The organism is Streptomyces sp. NPDC102490 (assembly GCF_044765285.1).
GTDB lineage: Bacteria > Actinomycetota > Actinomycetes > Streptomycetales > Streptomycetaceae > Streptomyces.
Window position 1 is genome coordinate 442,092 of the sequence record NZ_JBIWJU010000002.1, and the last position, 20,047, is coordinate 462,138.

General features: G+C 74.0%; 19 protein-coding genes. 16 read left to right on the forward strand and 3 right to left on the reverse strand.

The genetic code is table 11. The features are described 5' to 3' along the window. The first annotated feature begins 7 nt into the window (after window positions 1-7). From ACIRGB_RS05485 to ACIRGB_RS05560, 16 genes are all read left to right on the forward strand, one after another. Window positions 8-889, forward strand: a complete 882-nt coding sequence (locus ACIRGB_RS05485; RefSeq protein ID WP_403858883.1) for an SRPBCC domain-containing protein — start codon at window positions 8-10, stop codon at window positions 887-889. Between the two features lie 82 nt (window positions 890-971). Then, on the forward strand, window positions 972-1,760 hold the full coding sequence (locus ACIRGB_RS05490) for an aldose 1-epimerase (protein WP_403858885.1): 789 nt from the start codon (window positions 972-974) through the stop codon (window positions 1,758-1,760). A 10-nt stretch (window positions 1,761-1,770) separates the two neighbouring features. Beyond that, the gene (gene pyrE / locus ACIRGB_RS05495; RefSeq protein ID WP_403858887.1) at window positions 1,771-2,343 is read left to right on the forward strand and encodes an orotate phosphoribosyltransferase; all 573 of its coding nucleotides are present in this window, start codon (window positions 1,771-1,773) and stop codon (window positions 2,341-2,343) included. A 145-nt stretch (window positions 2,344-2,488) separates the two neighbouring features. Then, complete coding sequence (gene fbaA, locus ACIRGB_RS05500; RefSeq protein WP_403858889.1) at window positions 2,489-3,520, forward strand: class II fructose-bisphosphate aldolase; 1,032 nt, start codon at window positions 2,489-2,491, stop codon at window positions 3,518-3,520. Window positions 3,521-3,589: 69 nt separating this feature from the next. Then, entirely contained in the window at window positions 3,590-5,044 is a 1,455-nt protein-coding gene (locus ACIRGB_RS05505) for an MFS transporter (RefSeq protein WP_403858891.1), read from the forward strand. 416 nt (window positions 5,045-5,460) lie between these two features. Beyond that, complete coding sequence (locus ACIRGB_RS05510) at window positions 5,461-5,874, forward strand: DUF3151 domain-containing protein (protein WP_403858893.1); 414 nt, start codon at window positions 5,461-5,463, stop codon at window positions 5,872-5,874. A 148-nt stretch (window positions 5,875-6,022) separates the two neighbouring features. Continuing rightward, on the forward strand, window positions 6,023-6,838 hold the full coding sequence (locus tag ACIRGB_RS05515; RefSeq protein WP_403858895.1) for a tryptophan 2,3-dioxygenase: 816 nt from the start codon (window positions 6,023-6,025) through the stop codon (window positions 6,836-6,838). Continuing rightward, a complete protein-coding gene (gene kynU / locus ACIRGB_RS05520) occupies window positions 6,831-8,096 on the forward strand; it encodes a kynureninase (protein WP_403858897.1) in 1,266 nt (421 codons plus the stop codon). The genes ACIRGB_RS05515 and kynU overlap by 8 nt, the downstream gene beginning before the upstream one ends. Window positions 8,097-8,367: 271 nt before the next feature. Next, window positions 8,368-9,270 carry an alpha/beta hydrolase gene (locus ACIRGB_RS05525; RefSeq protein WP_403858899.1) on the forward strand — a complete coding sequence of 301 codons (903 nt, stop codon included), beginning with the start codon at window positions 8,368-8,370 and terminating at the stop codon, window positions 9,268-9,270. Window positions 9,271-9,465: 195 nt separating this feature from the next. Continuing rightward, window positions 9,466-10,455, forward strand: coding sequence for an alpha/beta hydrolase (locus tag ACIRGB_RS05530; protein WP_403858901.1), 990 nt, complete (start codon window positions 9,466-9,468; stop codon window positions 10,453-10,455). Further along, the gene (locus ACIRGB_RS05535; protein WP_403858903.1) at window positions 10,448-11,656 is read left to right on the forward strand and encodes an acyltransferase; all 1,209 of its coding nucleotides are present in this window, start codon (window positions 10,448-10,450) and stop codon (window positions 11,654-11,656) included. Before ACIRGB_RS05530 ends, ACIRGB_RS05535 begins: the two co-directional genes overlap by 8 nt. Further along, window positions 11,649-13,094, forward strand: a complete 1,446-nt coding sequence (locus ACIRGB_RS05540; protein ID WP_403858905.1) for a sensor histidine kinase — start codon at window positions 11,649-11,651, stop codon at window positions 13,092-13,094. The genes ACIRGB_RS05535 and ACIRGB_RS05540 overlap by 8 nt, the downstream gene beginning before the upstream one ends. Next, complete coding sequence (locus tag ACIRGB_RS05545; protein ID WP_403858907.1) at window positions 13,091-13,777, forward strand: response regulator; 687 nt, start codon at window positions 13,091-13,093, stop codon at window positions 13,775-13,777. The genes ACIRGB_RS05540 and ACIRGB_RS05545 overlap by 4 nt, the downstream gene beginning before the upstream one ends. A gap of 13 nt (window positions 13,778-13,790) precedes the next feature. Continuing rightward, the gene (locus ACIRGB_RS05550) at window positions 13,791-15,215 is read left to right on the forward strand and encodes a sensor histidine kinase (protein WP_403858909.1); all 1,425 of its coding nucleotides are present in this window, start codon (window positions 13,791-13,793) and stop codon (window positions 15,213-15,215) included. Continuing rightward, window positions 15,212-15,877 carry a response regulator gene (locus tag ACIRGB_RS05555; protein WP_403858911.1) on the forward strand — a complete coding sequence of 222 codons (666 nt, stop codon included), beginning with the start codon at window positions 15,212-15,214 and terminating at the stop codon, window positions 15,875-15,877. The genes ACIRGB_RS05550 and ACIRGB_RS05555 overlap by 4 nt, the downstream gene beginning before the upstream one ends. Before the next feature lie 47 nt (window positions 15,878-15,924). After that, window positions 15,925-17,160, forward strand: a complete 1,236-nt coding sequence (locus ACIRGB_RS05560; protein WP_403858913.1) for a cytochrome P450 — start codon at window positions 15,925-15,927, stop codon at window positions 17,158-17,160. On the opposite strand, the gene ACIRGB_RS05565 is transcribed toward ACIRGB_RS05560, so the two are convergent. The 3 genes from ACIRGB_RS05565 to ACIRGB_RS05575 are packed head-to-tail and all read right to left on the reverse strand — an operon-like array spanning window position 17,143 to window position 20,024. Next, on the reverse strand, window positions 17,143-17,421 hold the full coding sequence (locus ACIRGB_RS05565) for a hypothetical protein (protein ID WP_403858915.1): 279 nt from the start codon (window positions 17,419-17,421) through the stop codon (window positions 17,143-17,145). The genes ACIRGB_RS05560 and ACIRGB_RS05565 overlap by 18 nt on opposite strands. Window positions 17,422-17,460: 39 nt before the next feature. After that, entirely contained in the window at window positions 17,461-19,083 is a 1,623-nt protein-coding gene (locus tag ACIRGB_RS05570; protein WP_403858917.1) for an ABC transporter permease, read from the reverse strand. Beyond that, window positions 19,080-20,024 carry an ATP-binding cassette domain-containing protein gene (locus ACIRGB_RS05575; RefSeq protein WP_403858919.1) on the reverse strand — a complete coding sequence of 315 codons (945 nt, stop codon included), beginning with the start codon at window positions 20,022-20,024 and terminating at the stop codon, window positions 19,080-19,082. The genes ACIRGB_RS05570 and ACIRGB_RS05575 overlap by 4 nt, the downstream gene beginning before the upstream one ends. Between the last annotated feature and the right edge of the window lie 23 nt (window positions 20,025-20,047).

The following is a 20,047-nucleotide window of genomic DNA, read 5'->3' on the forward strand; positions in this document are numbered from 1 at the left end:
CGCTGACATGGAGCATGAGGTGTTCGTTCCGGTTCCGGCCGAGCGGCTGAGGGACGTGCTGGCCGACCCCGTCCGGGTCGCCCGGGCGGTCCCGGGGCTCCAGCAGGACGCCGGTGCCGAGCCCGTCGCGGGCCGGCTGAAGGTGCGCATCGGCAGTCACTCCATCACCTACCGCGGCTCCCTGCGCCTGTCCGCGCGCACGGACGGCAGCTACGCCGTCGAGGGCGACGCCACCGAGTCGCGCGGCACCGGCGCGGTCACCCTCGCGCTGACCCTCCGCACGGACGACGCCGAGGGCGGCGCCACCCTCACCTTCACCGGGACGGCCACCGCCGACGGGCGGGTCACGGAGCTGCCGCCGGAGGCGGTGACGTCGGCCGCGACACGGCTGCTGACCCGGTTCGCGGAGAACCTGGGCACGGCGGCGCAGGCGACCAGCGCACCCCAACCGGAGACGGAACCGCGACCGGAGACGGAACCGGAGACGGGTACGGAACCCGGGCCGCGCCCCGCCTCCGTCTTCGACACCGAGATCCCCCCGCCCTCCCTCCTGAACACGGACGAGGACGAGGACGAGGACGAGGACGCGCACGTGGACGAGCACCGGCACGAGGACGGAGCGGCCGGAGACGGAGCCCGTGCCGGGGACGACGACCGGCACGACGAGCCGGCCGTCGCACCGCCTGCCGAGGCCGCGCACGCGCGCCGCACGATGATCGGCCGCAGCGCCGAGGAGGTGGACCACGCCCCGCCGCGCGGCCGGTACGCCCCCGTGCCCGCCCCCCAGGCGAGCGCGGTCGGCGCCCCCCTGCGCTGGGCCGCCCCCGCGGCGGCGGTGGTCGTGGCGTCGGCGATCGTGGTGGGCCGCGCCCTGCGCAGACGCCGCTGAGCACCACCGGACCCGCTGCGGGTCCCGGCGCGGGACCGCCCGCCCGGTGGGGCGCCCTTGATCGCACCAGTAGGGTCGTGGCGTGAGTAACGAACCCATCACGCTGACCGCGGGCGACGCGGAGGCGACCGTGCTGCCGGGCAACGGCGGCCGGATCGGCGGACTGCGCGTCGGCGGCACGGAACTGCTCCGCCAGGGCGAGCGCTACGGCTGCTTCCCGATGGTCCCCTGGTGCGGACGCATCCGCGACGGCCGCTTCGGCGACGGCGCCGCGGTCCACCAGATGCCCCTCAACTCCCCGCCGCACGCCATCCACGGCACCGCCCGCGACGCCGCCTGGCGCACCGCCCGCGTCACTGCCGACGAGGCCGTCCTCACGTACGACCTCGTCGACCCCTGGCCGTACTCCGGACGCGTCACCCAGGTGGTCGCGCTGGCCGAGGACGGTCTGACGCTGTCGATGTCCGTGGAGACCTACGAGTCGTCCTTCCCGGCGCAGATCGGCTGGCACCCCTGGTTCAACCGCACCCTCGACGGCGCCGGTGCGGAGATCGCCTTCGACCCCGCCTGGCAGGAGGAGCGCGGCGCCGACCACCTCCCCACCGGCCACCGCGTCGACCCGAAACCGGGCCCCTGGGACGACTGCTTCGGCATGCCCGACGGCGTCGACGTCACGCTGACCTGGCCGGGGCGGCTGGAGCTGAAGGTGACCAGCCGGGAGCAGTGGGTCGTGGTGTACGACGAGCAGGAGGCCGCCGTCTGCGTGGAGCCGCAGACCGGTCCGCCCAACGGCCTGAACACCCTCCCGCGCCTGGTCACGCCCCTGGAGCCGCTGGAGGCCACGACGACCTGGGCCTGGCGCCGCCTTTAAGCTGGCGTACATGACGGACGTCAACGAAGCAACGCCGCCAGGCACACGCGGCGATCTGCTGCAGCAGATCAAGGACAAGGCCGTGGTGCACGGCAAGGTGACCCTCTCCTCGGGCCTGGAGGCCGACTACTACGTCGACCTGCGCCGCATCACCCTGGACGGCGAGGCCGCGCCGCTGGTCGGGCAGGTGCTGCTCGACCTGACCGCCGACCTGGAGTTCGACGCGGTGGGCGGGCTGACCATGGGCGCCGACCCGGTCGCCGCGAGCATGCTGCACGCCGCCGCCGCACGCGGCCGCAGGCTGGACGCGTTCGTCGTTCGCAAGGCCGCCAAGGCGCACGGGCTGCAGCGCCGCGTCGAGGGCCCGGACATCAGGGGCCGCCGCGTCCTGGTCGTCGAGGACACCTCCACGACCGGCGGGTCCCCGCTCACCGCCGTCGAGGCCGTGCGCGAGGCCGGTGCCGAGGTGGTCGCCGTCGCCACGATCGTGGACCGGGCGACCGGCGCCGCCGAGAAGATCCAGGACGGCGCGGGAGTGCCGTACCTGTACGCGTACGACAAGGACGAGCTGGGCCTGGACTGAGACCGGGGGCCGAGACGGGGCCGGGGTCCACTCGGGGATTCCCGTCCGGTCTGGAAGGATGGGGCCGACGATGACGTCGCCCCCCAGTCCTAGGTCAGGGCCATAAGCACCAACACGCCCACCCGCACATACAAGGAGCGGACAGATGCCCATCGCAACTCCCGAGGTCTACAACGAGATGCTGGACCGGGCGAAGGCAGGAAAGTTCGCCTACCCCGCCATCAACGTGACCTCTTCCCAGACGCTGCACGCCGCCCTGCGCGGTTTCGCGGAGGCGGAGAGCGACGGCATCGTCCAGATCTCCACCGGTGGCGCCGAGTTCCTGGGCGGCCAGCACAACAAGGACATGGTGACCGGCGCCGTCGCCCTCGCCGAGTTCGCGCACATCGTCGCCGAGAAGTACGACGTCACCGTCGCCCTGCACACGGACCACTGCCCGAAGGACAAGCTGGACGGGTACGTCCGCCCGCTCCTCGCGGTCTCCGAGGAGCGCGTGAAGGCCGGCCGCAACCCGCTCTTCCAGTCGCACATGTGGGACGGCTCGGCCGAGACCCTGTCCGACAACCTCGCCATCGCCACCGAGCTGCTGGAGCGCGCCCGCGCCGCCAAGATCATCCTCGAGGTCGAGATCACCCCGACCGGCGGCGAGGAGGACGGCGTCTCCCACGAGATCAACGACTCCCTCTACACCACGGTCGACGACGCGGTCCGCACCGTCGAGGCGCTGGGCCTGGGCGAGAAGGGCCGCTACCTGCTCGCCGCGTCCTTCGGCAACGTGCACGGCGTCTACAAGCCGGGCAACGTCGTGCTCCGCCCCGAGCTGCTCAAGGAGCTGAACGAGGGCATCGCGTCGAAGTACGGCCGGCCGGCCGGCAGCAAGCCGTTCGACTTCGTCTTCCACGGCGGCTCCGGCTCCACCGCCGAGGAGATCGCGACCGCCCTGGAGAACGGCGTGGTCAAGATGAACATCGACACGGACACCCAGTACGCCTTCACGCGCCCGGTCGTCGACCACATGTTCCGCAACTACGACGGCGTCCTCAAGGTCGACGGCGAGGTCGGCAACAAGAAGACGTACGACCCGCGCACCTGGGGCAAGCTGGCCGAGGCCGGCATGGCCGCGCGCGTCGTGGAGGCCTGCGGCCACCTGCGTTCGGCGGGCCAGAAGATCAAGTAACGCCCGGTCGACACGACCGTACGCACGAGCCCGGCGCCCCGCGCGCCGGGCTCGCTGTATACCTGGGGCATGCCCGACGTACGGATCGCCTCACCGCAGGGCAAGTGGATCCTGCTGACCACCGTCCTCGGCTCCAGCATGGCCCTGCTCGACTCGACCGTCGTCAACGTCGCGCTGCCCCACATCGGCCGCGACCTCGGCGCCGGCCTCGCCGCCCTCCAGTGGACCGTCAACGCCTACATGGTGACGCTGGCCGGTCTGATCCTCCTCGGCGGCGCCCTCGGCGACCGGTTCGGCCGCCGCCGGATCTTCGTCCTCGGGGTGCTGTGGTTCGCCGCCGCGTCCCTGCTGTGCGGCCTCGCGCCGAACGCCGGCGTGCTGATCGCCGCCCGCGCCCTGCAAGGCGTCGGCGGGGCGCTGCTCACGCCGGGCTCCCTCGCCCTCATCCAGGCGTCCTTCCACGCCGACGACCGGGGGAGGGCGGTGGGCCTGTGGTCCGGCTTCGGGGGCGTCGGCGCGGCCGTGGGGCCGTTTCTCGGGGGCTGGCTGGTGGACGGCGCGGGGTGGCGCTGGGTGTTCCTGCTCAACGTCCCGCTGGCCCTGCTGTGCGCGCCGATCGCGCTGCGCCACGTGCCCGAGTCCTCCGACCAGCGCGCCCACACGCGGTTCGACGTGCTCGGCGCGGCCCTGTGCGCGGCGGCCCTGGCGCTGCTCACCTACGCGCTGATCGAGGCCCGTACGGCGTCCTGGGCGGTGGCGCTCAGCGCGGTGGCCGGGGCGGTGGCCGCCGTGGCCTTCGTCGTCGTCGAACGGCGCGGCACCGACCCGATGATGCCGCTGGACGTCTTCGCCTCCCGCCAGTTCACCGCGGTCAACCTGGTCACCCTGTGCGTGTACGCGGCCTTCGGCGGCTTCTTCTTCCTCGCCGCGCTCCAGCTCCAGGTCGTCGTCGGCTGGTCCGCGCTGGCCGCCGGTACGGCCCTGCTGCCGACCACCGTCCTGATGCTGCTGCTGTCCGCCCGCTCCGGGGAACTCGCCGAGCGGCTCGGCCCGCGCCTCCAGCTCACCGTGGGGCCGCTGCTCTGCGCGGCCGGGATGCTGCTGATGCTGCGGGTCGGCCCGGGCGCCTCCTACCTCGCCGACGTGCTGCCCGCCCTGCTGGTCCTCGGCCTCGGCATGGTCACGCTGGTCGCGCCGCTGACGGCGAGCGTGCTGGCCGCCGTGGACACCGCCCGCGCCGGTCTGGCCAGCGGCGTCAACAACGCGGCGGCCCGTGCGGCGGGGCTCGTCGCGGTCGCCGCGCTGCCGCTGCTCACCGGCATGGGCGAGGAGGCGTACCGGTCGCCCCGGGCCTTCGACGACGCGTTCGGACCGGCCATGCTGATCTGCGCGGGCGTCCTGGTCGCGGGCTCCGCGATCGCCTTCACCACGGTACGCCGCCCCACCCCGGACTGCCCCCGCCCCGAATGCCGCACCCACGGCTCGCTCCTGACACCCCCACTGGAGGGAGACCGCACCCCGTAGGAGCGCGGGGAACCCCGCACGGAACGGCATGCGGGGCCCCTCTGGACCAACGCCCCGCTCCCGCCCCTGAGGGGCGCGGGGAACCGCGCACGGAGCGGCATGCGGGGCCCCTCTGGACCGACGCCCCGCTCCCGCCCCTGAGGGGCGCGGGGAACCGCGCACGGAACGGCATGCGGGGCCCCTCTGGACCGACGCCCCGCTCCCGCCCCTGAGGGGCGCGGGGAACCGCGCACGGAACGGCATGCGGGGTGCCCTCTGGACCAACGCCCCGCTCACGCCCCTGAGGGGCGCGGGGAACTGCGCGCCCAGCCACAACGCACCCGCAACCGACAACGCACCCGCAACCGACAACGCACCGCACCCCCTCCCACCGACAGCCCGCCCGGCCGCCGCCGGCGATGCCGCAGACTTGACCCATGTCCATTCACGAGAACCTCCTCGGGGGCCCGCCCCCGACCCACCTCCCCGACGACCCCGGCCCGCGCGAACTGCTCGCGTCCGGCACCTCCCCCGCCGACGTCGCCGCGAAGTACCCGACGTCCTCGCTCGCCTGGGCCCGGCTGGCCGACGAGGCGTTCGAGCGGGGCAGCGTCGTGGAGTCGTACGCGTACGCCCGTACGGGCTACCACCGCGGCCTCGACTCCCTGCGCCGCAGCGGCTGGAAGGGGCACGGCCCGGTGCCCTGGGAGCACGAGCCGAACCGCGGCTTCCTGCGTGCCCTGCACGCCCTCGCCCGCGCCGCCCAGGCGATCGGCGAGAAGGAGGAGTACGAGCGCTGCACCCAGTTCCTGAAGGACTCCTCGCCGAGCGCGGCCGAGGTGCTGGGCTGAGCGGCCCACGACACCCCGGGGCCCGTCCGCCGTGCGCGGGCGGGCCTTGCGGTTTCCTGCGACCATTGCGGAGGATGCCGTTGGGGACCGGGGCCCCGTGCCGGTAACGGCAGGGCGGACCGCTACCCGTGCACATCAGGAGACAGCGATGTCCCACGACGCCCCGAATCTCGACTTCGAGGGCAGCACGCCGTACGAGGACTACGTCAAGGCGGACGTGCTCACCCACCTCCAGCACACCCTCTCCGACGATCCCGGAGAGATGGTCTTCCTGGTCACGACCCAGGTCATGGAGCTGTGGTTCACCGTCATCGTCCACGAATGGGAGACCGCGGCCCGCGCCCTGCGCGAGGACCGGGTCCCGGTGGCGACCGACGCGCTCAAGCGCTCGGTGCGGGAGCTGGAGGCGCTGAACGCCTCCTGGACCCCCCTGGGGCAGCTCACCCCGGCCCAGTTCAACTCCTACCGCTCCGCCCTCGGCGAGGGCTCCGGTTTCCAGTCGGCGATGTACCGCCGCCTGGAGTTCCTGCTCGGCGACAAGTCCGCGTCCATGCTCGTCCCGCACCGCGGCGCCCCGCGCGTCCACGCGGAGCTGGAGAAGGCGCTGCACGAGCCGAGCCTGTACGACGAGGTGGTCCGGCTGCTCGCCCGGCGCGGGTACGACATCCCCGACGCCGTGCTCCAGCGCGACCTCACCCGGAAGTACGAGGCCGCGCCCGAGGTGGAGGCCGCCTGGACGGCCGTCTACTCCGGCGACCAGAACGGCGAGCTGGCCCGCCTCGGCGAGGCCCTCACGGACGTCGCGGAGCTGGTCTGGCGCTGGCGCAACGACCACCTGGTCGCCACCCGGCGCGCGATGGGCTCCAAGACCGGCACGGGCGGCTCCGCCGGGGTGGCCTGGCTGGAGAAGCGGGCCCGCAACAACGTGTTCCCCGAGCTGTGGACGGCGCGATCGTATGTCTGAGTTCTCCGGTCCGCCCGACCTCAGGAGCACGGCCCAGGAACTGGATGCCACCGACCCGCTGGCGGCCCTGCGCGCGCGCTTCGTCCTCGACGACGTCACGTACCTCGACGGCAACTCCCTCGGCGCCCTTCCCGCGCACGTCCCCGCGCGCGTGGAGGACGTCGTACGGCGCCAGTGGGGCGAGCTGCGCATCCGGTCCTGGGAGGAGAGCGGCTGGTGGACCGCGCCCGAGCGGATCGGCGACCGGATCGCCCCGCTGGTCGGCGCGGCCGCCGGACAGGTCGTGGTCGGCGACTCGACGAGCGTCAACGTCTTCAAGGCGCTGGTCGCCGCGGTGCGCATGGCGCAGGAGGACGGCCGCACCGGTGGTTCCGGTGGTTCCGGTGGTTCCGGTGGTTCCGGTCCGGTCCGGGACGAGATCCTGGTCGACGCCACCACCTTTCCCACGGACGGGTACATCGCCGAGTCGGCGGCCCGGATGACGGGGTGCGCCCTGCGGCCGGTGGCCCCGGCCGAGGTCATCGGCGCCCTGGGCGACCGCACCGCCGCCGTGCTGCTCAACCACGTCGACTACCGCACCGGCCGGCTGCACGACCTGCCCGCGCTCACGGCCGCGGTGCACGCGGCGGGGGCGTACGCGGTCTGGGACCTGTGCCACAGCGCGGGCGCCCTGCCGGTCGGACTCGACGAGCACGGTGTCGACCTGGCGGTCGGCTGCACCTACAAGTACCTCAACGGCGGCCCCGGCTCGCCCGCGTACCTGTACGTGCGCCGCGACCTCCAGCCCCGCTTCGACTCCCCGCTGCCGGGCTGGAACTCGCACGCCGAGCCGTTCGGCATGCGGTCCGAGTACGCCCCGGCCTCCGGTGCGGTGCGCGGGCGGGTCGGCACGCCGGACATCCTCTCCCTGCTCGCTCTCGAGGCGGCGCTGGACGTGTGGGACGAGGAGGGCGTCTCGGTGGCGGCGGTGCGGGCCAAGTCGCTGGCGCTGACGGACTTCTTCCTGCGCTGCGTCGGGGCGTACGTCCCGGACGGCCGGGTCGAGTCCGTGACCCCGGCGGCACACGCCGAGCGGGGCAGCCAGGTGGCGCTGCGCTGCGACGACGCGGGCGAGGTGATGAAACGCCTGATCGAGCGCGGGGTGGTCGGCGACTACCGCGCCCCGGACGTGCTGCGCTTCGGCTTCACCCCGCTGTACGTCGGCTTCGCGGACGTCGAACGGGCGGCGCGGGTGCTGGCCCGGACGCTGGCCGGCTGAATCGCGGCCGGGGCGGGGGCCGAGGCCAGGGCCGAGGCCGAGCGTCGGGGCCGGGGCCGGGGCCGGGGCCGGGGCCGGGGCCGGGGCTCGGGCGTCTGGTGTCTGGCGTCTGGCGTCTGGCGTCTGGTGGGGACCGTACGCACGTCGTCCGGTCCTCACCCAGCGTCACATCCCCGTGTCCGCGCACGTCACCGGCCTGATACCGTCCCGCCAACGGCCGATTTTCCTTCCTCCGGTCCGCCAACACCGTTCCGTCGCTGAGAGGTTGACCATGCCGGACTCCGCCGCAGAACCGGGCACCGCTGCCGCGAGGGACGCCGCGGAGGAGAAATCGGCCCTCTCCCACCCGGCGGTCGCCCCCGACTCCACCGCCGGGTACGGCGACCACCCCGACCAGGTGATCGACTTCTACCTGCCGCGCGGCGGTACGGGCCCGGGCGAGGCCGCTCCGGTCGTGGTGGTCCTGCACGGAGGCTCGTGGCGCGCCCCGTACGACCGGCGCCACATCAGCCCGTTCGCCGGTTTCCTGGCCCGCCGGGGCTTCGCCGTGGCCAGCGTGGAGTACCGGCGCGGTGCGGAGGGTTTTGCCGGGGAGAGTTCCGGGGGGCCCGTCGCGGGGCGCTGGCCCGACACGTTCGACGACGTGGCCGCCGCCCTGGACGCGTTGCCGGAGCTGGTCCGGCGGCACCTGCCGCGGGCGGACGCGCGGCGCGTGGTGCTCACCGGGCACTCCGCCGGCGGCCACCTCGCCCTGTGGGCGGCCGCCCGGCACCTGTTGCCCGCGGACGCCCCGTGGCGCACCGAGCGTCCGGCGCCGCTGCGCGGCGTGGTCGCGCTCGCGCCGATCGCCGACTTCGCGGTCGCCGACAAGCTCGCCGTGTGCGGTGGCGCGGCCCGGCAACTCCTGGGCGGCGGTGAGCTGTTCGCCGAGCGTCGCCCGTATGCCGACCCGGCCCTGCTGCTGCCCACCGGGATCGCGACGACCCTCGTGCAGGGCCGTGCCGACGTGGACGTCCCGCAGGCGGTCGCCGAGGCGTACGCCGACGCGGCGGCGCAGGCCGGGGAGGTGGTGGGGGTGACGCTGCTGGAGGACGTCGGCCACTACCCGCTGATCGACCCGGCGGCGGACGCGTGCGCGGTGGTCGCGGAGGAGATCGCCCAGCTGGCCTGGTGAGCCGGTAGCCCGCAGGCGGCAGGCGGGAGGCGGCAGGTGGCAGGTGGCAGGTGGCAGGGCCCGTGCTGTCGTACCCGTAATACCTGAGAGCTACCCGCCAGGTGAGTTCCCAGGCGGGACGCGGGTTACCCGCCCCGATTCATAACTTCCCTTTCAGACGCGCCCGGTGGGCGGGCGTGCTGGAGGGGAGCGGCCATGAGGCCCAGGGCGACGGTACGTTGGCGGCGGCGCGGGGGCAGATGGCGCCGCGCCGGTTGCGCGGCCCTCATCGCCGGTGCCGTGGTGCTTCCCCTCTCCGGAGCCGCGCAGCCCCGGATTCCCGCCCCGGCCCCCGCCGCGCTCGCGGCCCCGACGGCCGCCACGCTGGACGACGCGTACGCCGCCAACCGGGCCAACGCCGCGCAGGCGTCCCGGATGGCCGCCGGACGCGGCGACGACCACCGGGCGGCGGCGGACCGCGCGCTGGCCGACCGGTCCCGCCACCTCCTCGCCTTCGACGGCCGGGGCACCGGACTGGCCACCGAGGTCTTCGGCGACCTGGCGCGCGCCGACCGCGTCGCCGTCCTGGTCCCGGGCTCCGACACCGGCCTCGACACCTACGGCCGGTTCCGCGCCGCCGCCCTGGCCCTGCACCGGCAGCTCGTCGCCGAGGCGCCCGCGGGGACCCGCACCGCCGTCGTGGCCTGGCTGGGGTACGAGACGCCGGGCACCGTCAGCACCACCGTCGCCACGACCGACCGCGCCGACCGGGCCGCCCCCGGGCTGCGCGACCTGGTCGGCGACCTGCACGGGATCACCGGCCCCGGCACCCGCCTCGCCCTCCTCTGCCACTCCTACGGCTCGGTGGTCTGCGCCCGAGCCGCCGACGGCCTGGACGTCTCCGACATCGCCCTGGTCGGCAGCCCCGGCACCGGAGCCGACACCGCCGCCGGTCTGCACTCCGACGCCCGGATATGGGCGGGGCGGGGCGCCGACGACTGGGTGGAGCACGTTCCGCACGTCAGCGCCGACCTCTTCGGCACCACCGTCGGCTTCGGCACGGACCCGGTCTCCCCGGGCTTCGGCGCCCGGATCTTCGACGCCGGCGACGGCGGCCACAGCGACTACTTCGACCCCGGCTCCCGCTCCCTGACGAACCTGGCCCGGATCGCCCTGGGCGAGACCACGGAGGTGACCCATGACTGACCTGACCCCGGCCCGCCCACGCGGCGCCCTGCGCGAGGCCGCCGCCCGCGTCGACGCGGCCACGCCCGAGGACCGGGACCGGGCCGTGGACGCCCTGCGCGCCTGCGCCGTCCTCGGGGTGGTCCTCGGGCACTGGCTGGTGACGGCGCTGGTCGCCGACGGCGGCGGCCTGCACGCGGCCAGCCCGCTGCGGGGCCTGCCCTGGCTCGCCCCGGTCTCCTGGGCCTTCCAGACCCTCGCCGTGTTCTTCCTGGTCGGCGGTCATGTCGCCACGCGGGGGTACGCGTCGGCCCGGGCCCGCGGCGAGTCCTACGGCCGCTGGCTGACCGCCCGGCTGTCCCGGCTCTTCCGCCCAGTGCTGGCCGTCCTCGGTCTGTGGGCGGTGACGGCGGCGCTGCTGCTCCTGACGGGCGCGGACTTCGTGACCGTCCACACGCTGGTGAAGCTGGCGCTGTCCCCGATGTGGTTCCTGCTGGTCTTCGCCGCGCTGACCGCGGCGACGCCGTTGCTGACCCGGCTGCATCCGCTGTGGCCGCTGGTCGTCGTCCTCCACATAGACCTGCTGCGCTTCGGGTTCGGCGCCCCGGCCTGGCTCGGCTGGGTCAACCTCGCGGCCGGCTGGCTGGTCCCCTACACCCTGGGCGCCGCCTGGACCCGCGGTGAACTGGACCGGCGCCGATCCGGTTGGCTCCTGCTGACCGGCGGCATGGCGGCCACCGCGGCCCTCGTCGCCTGGGCGGGCTACCCGGCGTCGATGGTCGGTGTCCCCGGCGCGTCGGTGTCGAACCTCAACCCGCCCACCCTGGCCGCGGTCACCTTCGGCCTGGCCCAGTGCGGGCTCGCCCTGCTGCTGCGCGAGCGGCTGCGCCGTGCGATGCGGCGCCCGGTGGCCTGGGCCGGGGTCGCGCTGGTCAACCTCTCCGCGATGACGATCTTCCTCTGGCACCAGACGGCGCTGATGGCGACCACGGCCACCGGTCTCCTCGCGGGCCGTCTGCCCGGCCTGCACACAACCCCCGACGGCCTGGACTGGGTCGCGGCCCGGCTCGCCTGGCTTCCGGTGTTCGCGCTGGTCCTGGCCGGCTGCTGGGCCACGTTCCGCACCTTCGAGCAGCGCGGCCGCGGACGGCCACGCTCCCGGGTCGTGCGGGCGCACCGCCCGCGGCGCCGGGCGACCACGGCGGGTGCACGCCATGTCTAGGGTGGAGCCCGTGAGGCGATGGGGGAAGCGGCAGTGGGCCCGGTCACGGGCCCGGGCCGGGGGCATGCTGGGCGTGCTCCACGACGACCTGTGGACCTGGCGGGCCGATCCGCTGCCGCCGTCGGTGTGGTTGCGCTGGTTCCCGCACGGGATCGTGTGTCTGGCCGCGTTCGGCGTGCTGCTCGGCGACGCCGCCCAGCTCGGCGACAACGGCGGGGTCGAGCCGGGATTCGGGTTCCTCATCGCTCTCGCCCAGGCCGGGGCCATGGTGCTCGCGCTGTGGCGGCCGGTCGCGGCCTGGTGGCTGTCGATGGCGGGCATGCTGGTGGGGGCCTTCGCCGTGCGGGCCGAAATGACCCCGGGTGGCTACGAGTTCACCTGGCCCTGGACGGCCGCCGGGCTCATCGGGCACCTGTTCGTGATGCTGCTGCTCGCCCTGCGGGTCCGGACCCGGGTGTCCCTGGAAGCGCTGATCCTCACCGCCCTGCCCACCTACGTCGTGCAAGGCGTGGTGGGTGCCCCGGACTACCTCCCGACCGGCCAGCTCGCGGTCATCCTGTTCGCGGTCGTCGTCGTGCTCGGCATCGCCCTGCGGGGCCGCCGCGAGGCGCGCTCGGAACTCGCCCAGCAGACCTCGCTCACCGCCGAGGAGCGGGCCCGGCGGACGCTGCTGGAGGAGCGCGGCCGCATCGCGCGCGAGCTGCACGACGTGGTCGCCCACCACATGTCGGTGATCTCCATCCAGGCCCAGGTCGCGCCCCTCCTCGTCAAGGACCCGCCGGACGAGCTGAAGGAGAACCTCGACGGCATCCGGCAGAACGCGCTGGAGGCGCTCACCGAGCTGCGCCGGGTGCTGGGCGTGCTGCGCTCCGAGCACCCGGACGCGCTGGACGCGCCGCCCGACGGCGCCGCCCCGCACGCCCCGCAGCCCACCCTCGACCGGCTCGACGCGCTGGTGGAGAACACCCGGGCCGCCGGGCTGGCCGTCACCACCGATACGAGCGGGACGCGCAGACCACTGCCGCCCGGCGTGGAGCTGTCGGCCTACCGGATCGTGCAGGAGGCGCTCAGCAACGTGCTGCGGCACGCGCCGGGTGCCAGCGCCCAGGTCCACCTCATCCACCTCCCGATCGGGCTGCGGGTGGTGGTCTCCAACACCCGGCCGACGCGCGCGCCCGCGCCGTCGCAGGGGACCGGGCACGGGCTGCTCGGCATGCGGGAGCGGGTGGCGATGCTCGACGGCACGCTGACGGCGCACGCGATGCCGGACGGCGGCTACCAGGTGGCGGCGTTCCTGCCGGTCGACGGCCCCGGCCTGCTCGCCGACCCTTCTCCCGACCCCGCTGATGATCCTCCCCCCGACTCTTTCTCCGGCCCTTTCTCTGACCCTTTCCCCGATCCATCCGCCGGCCCTTCCACCGAGGACGACACCCCATGACGACCAGCAGCAACGGCCGCGTGATCCGCGTGCTGATCGCCGACGACCAGCAGATGGTCCGGCAGGGTTTCACCGTGCTGCTCAACACCCAGCCCGACATCGAGGTGATCGGGCAGGCGGTGGACGGCCTGGACGCGGTGGCCAAGGTCGCCGAGCTGGCCCCGGAGGTCGTCCTGATGGACATCCGGATGCCCGAGCTGGGCGGCATCGAGGCCACCCGGCGCATCACCGGGGCGACCCCGGAGATCAAGGTGCTGGTGCTCACCACCTTCGACCTCGACGAGTACGTGTACGAGGCACTGCGGGCCGGGGCCTCCGGGTTCCTGCTGAAGGACGCGTCCGCCGACCAGCTCGCCGAGGCGGTCCGGGTGGTGGCCGCCGGTGACGCCCTGCTCGCGCCGGGGATCACGCGCCGGCTGATCGCGGAGTTCTCCCGGCTGGACGACCGCCCGCGCGCCCCGCTCAAGGCCCGTGTCGGCGAGCTGACCGAGCGGGAGACGGAGGTGCTCGCCCTCATCGCGCAGGGACTGTCGAACGCGGAGATCGCCCAGCGCCTGGTGGTCGCCGAGCAGACGGTGAAGACCCATGTGGGCAGGATCCTGGTGAAGCTGGGCCTCAGGGACCGCACCCAGGCGGCGGTGTTCGCGTACGAGTCGGGGCTGGTGCGCCCCGCGGGGTACTGAGGAGCGACGCCGAGTGGCCCCCGTAGTACTTGAGACGGATGCCCGGGAACCCCTCTCCACGGGGACGACCGGCCACCCCCGGTCGGCCTACCGTGTGAGCGTGACCGAGACGACGCACCAGCAGCACGAGGGCGGGACCCGCAGCCAGGAGTACCGGCTGGTCCGGACGTCCCTGCGGGGACTGCGCCAGGACCTGTTCCACGACCCCTTCGCCTACCGCGTCCTGCCGCCCCGGCACACGGACGGCCCGGTCGTCCGCCGGCTGCCCGGCAGGCTGCGCTCGGACGCGCGGTACCTCCCGCACGCGGTGGTCGGGGCGACCGCGTTCCTCGCCTTCGTCGTCGGCACGTTCTCGGGTGGCCTGCCCGGCGGTGACGCGGCGGCCCTGCTGACCGGCGTCCTGTGCGCCCTGCCGGTGCTCGCCACGCTGCTGCGGCCGATCGGCGCGTTCTGGCTGTCCCTCGCCGTGACCCCGCTGGTCGCGCTGATCAACGGCTCCGGGTGGGACTGGCCGTGGATACCCGGCGCGTTCGTGTGCCACCTCGCGGTGCTGATCGTCGTGGCGCTGCGCACCCGGCCCCGCACCGCCGTCTGGATGTGGGTCCTGACCTGCGGGTACGCCTTCCTCTCGGACGTCTTCTTCGGCGGGACGCACTCCTACACGAACAGCGGGCCCATGATGGTGACGTCCGCGTTCGCCCTGCTCGTGGTCTGTCTCTGGCACATACGGCAGGCCGCCCGCAGAGAGGTGACCGCCCAGCAGACGGTCACCGCGCACGAGCGGTCCCGGCGGACCCTGCTGGAGGAGCGCACCACCATCGCCCGCGAGCTGCACGACGTGGTCGCGCACCACATGTCGGTGGTGGCCATCCAGGCGGAGGCCGCGCCCTACCGGGTGGAGAATCCGCCGGAGGAGCTGGAGCGGGCCTTCGCCACCATCCGGGAGAACGCGGTGGCGGCCCTCACCGAACTGCGCCGCGTCCTCGGAGTCGTCCGCGCCGAGGACTACGAGGCTCCGGACGCCCCGCAGCCGACGCTCGCCGACCTGGACGCCCTGCTCGCCAATGTGCGCGAGGCGGGCCTGGCCGTGGACAAGGCGGTGACCGGCGCGGTGCGCGAGCTGCCGCCCGGTGTGGAGCTGTCGGCGTACCGGATCGTGCAGGAGGCGCTCAGCAACAGCCTGCGCCACGCGCCCGGCGCGACGGCCCGCGTCGAGGTCTCCTACGTCCTGGGCGGCCTGGGCCTGCGCGTGGTCAACACCGCCGTCCCGCACAACACCCTGGTCAAGCCGTCGCCCGGCGCCGGACACGGCATCACCGGCATGCGCGAACGCGTCTCGATGCTGAACGGCGAGATGACGGCGGGACCGACGGACGACGGCGGGTACGAGGTGGCGGTCTTCCTGCCGGTCACCGTGCAGACCGAAGGTGAAGCATGACGATCCGCGTACTGATCGCCGACGACCAGATGATGGTCCGCGAGGGCTTCTCGGTCCTGTTGAACGCCATGCCGGACATCGAGGTCGCCGGCGAGGCGGTCAACGGCCGGGAGGCGGTGGCGAAGGTCCGCGAGCTGGCCCCGGACGTCGTCCTGATGGACATCCGCATGCCCGAGCTGAACGGCATCGAGGCGACGCGGGAGATCGTGGCGGCGGACGGCACCTCGAAGGTGCTGGTCCTCACCACCTTCGACCTGGACGAGTACGTGTACCAGGCGCTGCGCGCGGGCGCGTCCGGCTTCCTCCTCAAGGACGCCTCGGCCCGCCAGCTCGCGGACGGCGTCCGGGTGGTGGCGGCCGGCGAGGCCCTCCTCGCACCCTCGATCACCAAGCGCCTGATCACCGAGTTCTCCAAGCTCTCCGACGCCCCGCGCCTGATGCCCTCGGCCCAGGCGGCCTACGGCGACCTGACCGAACGCGAGACGGAGGTCCTGGTCCTGATCGCGCAGGGCCTGTCCAACGCGGAGATCGCCGAACGCCTGATGGTCGCCGAGTCGACGATCAAGACCCACGTCAGCCGCATCCTGGTGAAGCTGGGCCTGCGCGACCGCACCCAGGCCGCGGTCTTCGCCTACGAGGCCCGCCTGGTCACCCCGGGCTAGGGCCCGTCCCCTTCCGCAGACGGCTCGTCGTTGCCTATCGTCCGTCCATGACGGCTGCCTCCGCTGAAGCTCGTGCGTCCGGCCCTGCGTTCGACCCGTGGGACCCCGCCTTCGTCGCCGACCCGTACCCCGCCTTCGCCGAGCTGCGGGCCCGGGGGCGCGTGCTCTACTACGAGCCGAGCGACCAATGGCTGGTCCCGCACCACGCGGACGTCTCGGCGCTGCTGCGCGACCGCCGGCTCGGCCGGACCTACCGGCACCGTTTCACGCACGAGGACTTCGGCCGCACCCCGCCCCCGCCGGAGCAGGAGCCCTTCCACACGCTCAACGACCACGGCATGCTCGACCTGGAGCCGCCGGACCACACCCGCATCCGGCGTCTGGTGTCGAAGGCGTTCACCCCGCGCACCGTGGAGCGGCTGAGGCCGTATGTGCACGGGCTGGCGGACGACCTGGTGTCCCGGCTGGTCGCGGCGGGCGGCGGCGATCTGCTCACCGACGTGGCCGAGCCGCTGCCGGTCGCCGTGATCGCCGAGATGCTGGGCATCCCGGAGTCCGACCGGGCCCCGCTGCGCCCCTGGTCGGCGGACATCTGCGGGATGTACGAGCTGAACCCGTCCGAGGAGACGGCGGCGAGGGCCGTCCGGGCCTCCCTCGACTTCTCCGAGTACCTGCGCACACTGATCGCGGCCCGGCGCAAGGAGCCCGGCGACGACCTGATCTCGGGCCTGATCGCGGCGCACGACGAGGACGACCGCCTCACCGAGCAGGAGATGATCTCGACCTGCGTCCTGCTCCTGAACGCCGGTCACGAGGCCACGGTGAACGCGACCACCAACGGCTGGCTGGCGCTCTTCCGCCACCCGGACCAGCTGGCGGCCCTGCGCGCCGACCACTCCCTGGTCCCGTCCGCCGTGGAGGAGCTGATGCGCTACGACACCCCGCTCCAGCTCTTCGAACGCTGGGTCCTGGACGAGATCGAGATCGACGGGACGACCCTGCCGCGCGGCGCGGAGGTGGCGATGCTGTTCGGCTCGGCCAACCACGACCCGGCGGCCTTCACCGACCCGGAGCGCCTCGACCTCACCCGCCGGGACAACCCCCACATCTCCTTCAGCGCCGGCATCCACTACTGCATCGGCGCCCCGCTGGCCCGCATCGAACTGGCGGCGTCCATGACGTCCCTGCTGGAGCGGGCCCCGGGGCTGCGCCTGGCGGCGGAACCGGAACGCAGGCCGAACTTCGTGATGCGCGGGCTGACGGGGCTACGCGTGGAGATCTGAGGCCCCCGAGGACGCCGACCGCCGTCGCCGCCGCCCCAGCAGCCAGGCGCCGAGCCCCCAGAGCACGGCGGGCACGACGGCCCCGGCGAGGAAGACCAACGGCAGCTCGGTGAGGACGGCCCCGAAGTCCTGCCCGTTGTTCTCGAACTCCTTGCCGAGGTGTCGCTGGGTGCGTGCGGTCTGCCACCAGACGACCACCGCACCCACGGCCCCGGCCAAGGAGACCGCACAGCCACCACCCGTCACCGCGTCCCGACCCATACCTGCCCCGACGCTCCCACCCGCCCGGCCGGTTTCACCTCAGGTCGTCAGGTCCCGCCGCCGCAGTCCCGCGAGCCCCACGCCGACCAGCGCCACCGCGATCAGGAGCAGCACCAGCACCGGCGACCAGCCCATCTCCCCGCCGGGCAGCTTCGGCAGGTGCCCGTACGGGGACACGTCCAGGACGCTCTGCGGCACGTCCAGCGCCGGTCCGACCCACCCGAGCAGCAGCACCCCGCCCGCGACCGCCCACGCGGCCACCGCGGCCCGGGGCAGCAGCCCGTGCAGCAGCACCGCGGCCCCGCCGATCACCCAGATCGCCGGCAACTGCACCAGACACGCGCCCAGGATCGGCCCGAAGTCCTGCCCGTACCCGGCCGCGAAACCGAGCCCGGCGAGCAGCATGATGAGCGCCGCGCCGCCGAAGGCGATCACCAGGTGGCCCGCGGCCCACCGCAGCCGGCCCACCGCGCCCGCGAGCACCGGTTCCGCCCGCCCGGAGGTCTCCTCGCCGCTGAGCCGCAGCACCGACGCCACGACGTACAGCGCGGCGATCAGCCCGAGCATCCCGACCATCGCCGACACGAACGCGTCGGTGAGCCCGGCCTGTCCGCCCATCCGCTCGATGATCCGGCGGGCCTGCTCGTTGTCCCCGACCAGGTCGGCCGCGCCCTCCGTCATCCCGCCGTAGACGAGACCGGCGAGGAAGAAGCCGATGCTCCAGCCGAGGACGCCGCCGCGTTGCAGGCGCCAGGCCAGCGCACCTGCCGTCCGCAGGCGCCCGGCGGCCGGTCCCGGCCGGGTCGGCAGGAAGCTCATGCCGAGGTCCCGGCGTCCGGCGAGACCGTAGGCCACGGCTCCCTGCGCCACCGTCGCGCCCGCGATCAGCAGCAGGGCCCACCAGCGCTCACCGGCGAAGGCTCGCAGGTTCTCCAGCCAGCCGAGCGGCGACACCCAGGTCAGGACCGAGGACCCGTCGTCCGTCACCGAGTCGCCCGCCGCCCGCAGCACGAAGGCCCCGCCCAGCACCGCCGCGGTCAGGCCCCGGGCCAGCCGCGCGCTCTCGGTGAGCTGGGCGACGATCGCCGCCATCGTCGCGAAGAGCATCCCGATGCCCGCGACCCCGAGCCCGAGGGCCAGCGCACCGACCGCCCCCTGCCCGGCCAGTCCGGCGGCGATCAGCAGGGCCAGGACGGCGTTGGCGACCGCCGCCGCGAGCAGCGCCGCCGTCAGCGGGGCTCGGCGGCCGACCATTCCGGAGGCGACGACCTCCTGCCGTCCGCTCTCCTCCTCGTCCCGGGTGTGCCGTACGACGATCAGCAGGCTCATCACGGCGGCGAGCGCACCGGCGTACAGGCCGACGCGCCAAGCGGTGAGCGCGCCGAGACCGTCGTCGAAGACGGGGCCGACCAGGGCGCGCAGCGAGGGGTTGGTCTCCATCTGCCGCATCAGGTCGGCGCGTTCGGCCGCGGTGCCGTACAGGCCCTTGATGGTGCCCGGCATGGACAGCACCATGAGCGTGTTCACCGCGACCCAGACCGGGATCAGCACCCGGTCGCGGCGCAGGGCGAAGCGCAGCAGCGTGCCGGTGCCGGCCAGGTGGCGCGTGCTTCCGGACCGGGCCGCGAAGGCGGTGGCGGGGGCGTCGGCGGTGGCGGTCATCGTGCCGTCACCTCCGCCCCGGACTCCGCGCCCTCGGCGTCCCCGGCGTCTTCGGCGTCCTCGGCCTGGTAGTGCCGCAGGAACAGCTCCTCCAGCGTCGGCGGCGTCGACGTCAGCGAGCGCACGCCGGTCTCGCTCAGCGACCTGAGCACGGCGTCCAGCTTGTCGGTGTCGACCTGGAGCCGGACCCGGTGGCCCTGGACGTCGAGGTCGTGGACGCCCGGCAGGTGGGCGAGGCCGTTCGGGGTGCCCGCGAGTTCGGCGGTGACGCTGGTGCGGGTCAGGTGGCGCAGGTCGGCGAGCGAGCCGCTCTCGACGGTCCGCCCCTTGCGGATGATGCTGACCCGGTCGCACAGCTCCTCGACCTCGCTGAGGATGTGGGAGGAGAGCAGCACCGTCCGGCCGCGCTCGCGCTCCTCCTCCACGCACTTCTGGAAGACCTCCTCCATCAGCGGGTCGAGACCGGAGGTGGGTTCGTCGAGGATCAGCAGGTCGACGTCCGAGGCGAAGGCGGCCACCAGGGCCACCTTCTGCCGGTTGCCCTTGGAGTACGTGCGGCCCTTCTTGGTCGGGTCGAGTTCGAACCGCTCGACCAGCTCCGCGCGCCGCCGGGTGTCCAGTCCGCCGCGCAGCCGGCCGTAGAGGTCGATGACCTCGCCGCCGGAGAGGTTGCGCCACAGCGTCACGTCACCGGGGACGTACGCGATCCGCCGGTGTGCCTCCACCGCGTCCGCCCACGGGTCGCGGCCCAGCACCTGCGCGGCGCCGGAGTCCGCGCGCAGCAGGCCGAGCAGGACGCGGATGGTGGTGGACTTGCCGGCTCCGTTCGGCCCGAGGAAGCCGTGGACCTCGCCGGTCTCGACCTCCAGGTCGAGCCCGTCCAGAGCGTGCGTGCGTCCGAACGACTTGTGGAGTCCGGAGACACTGATTGCCTTCGTCATGCTTCGGAAAGTACGCTACTTTC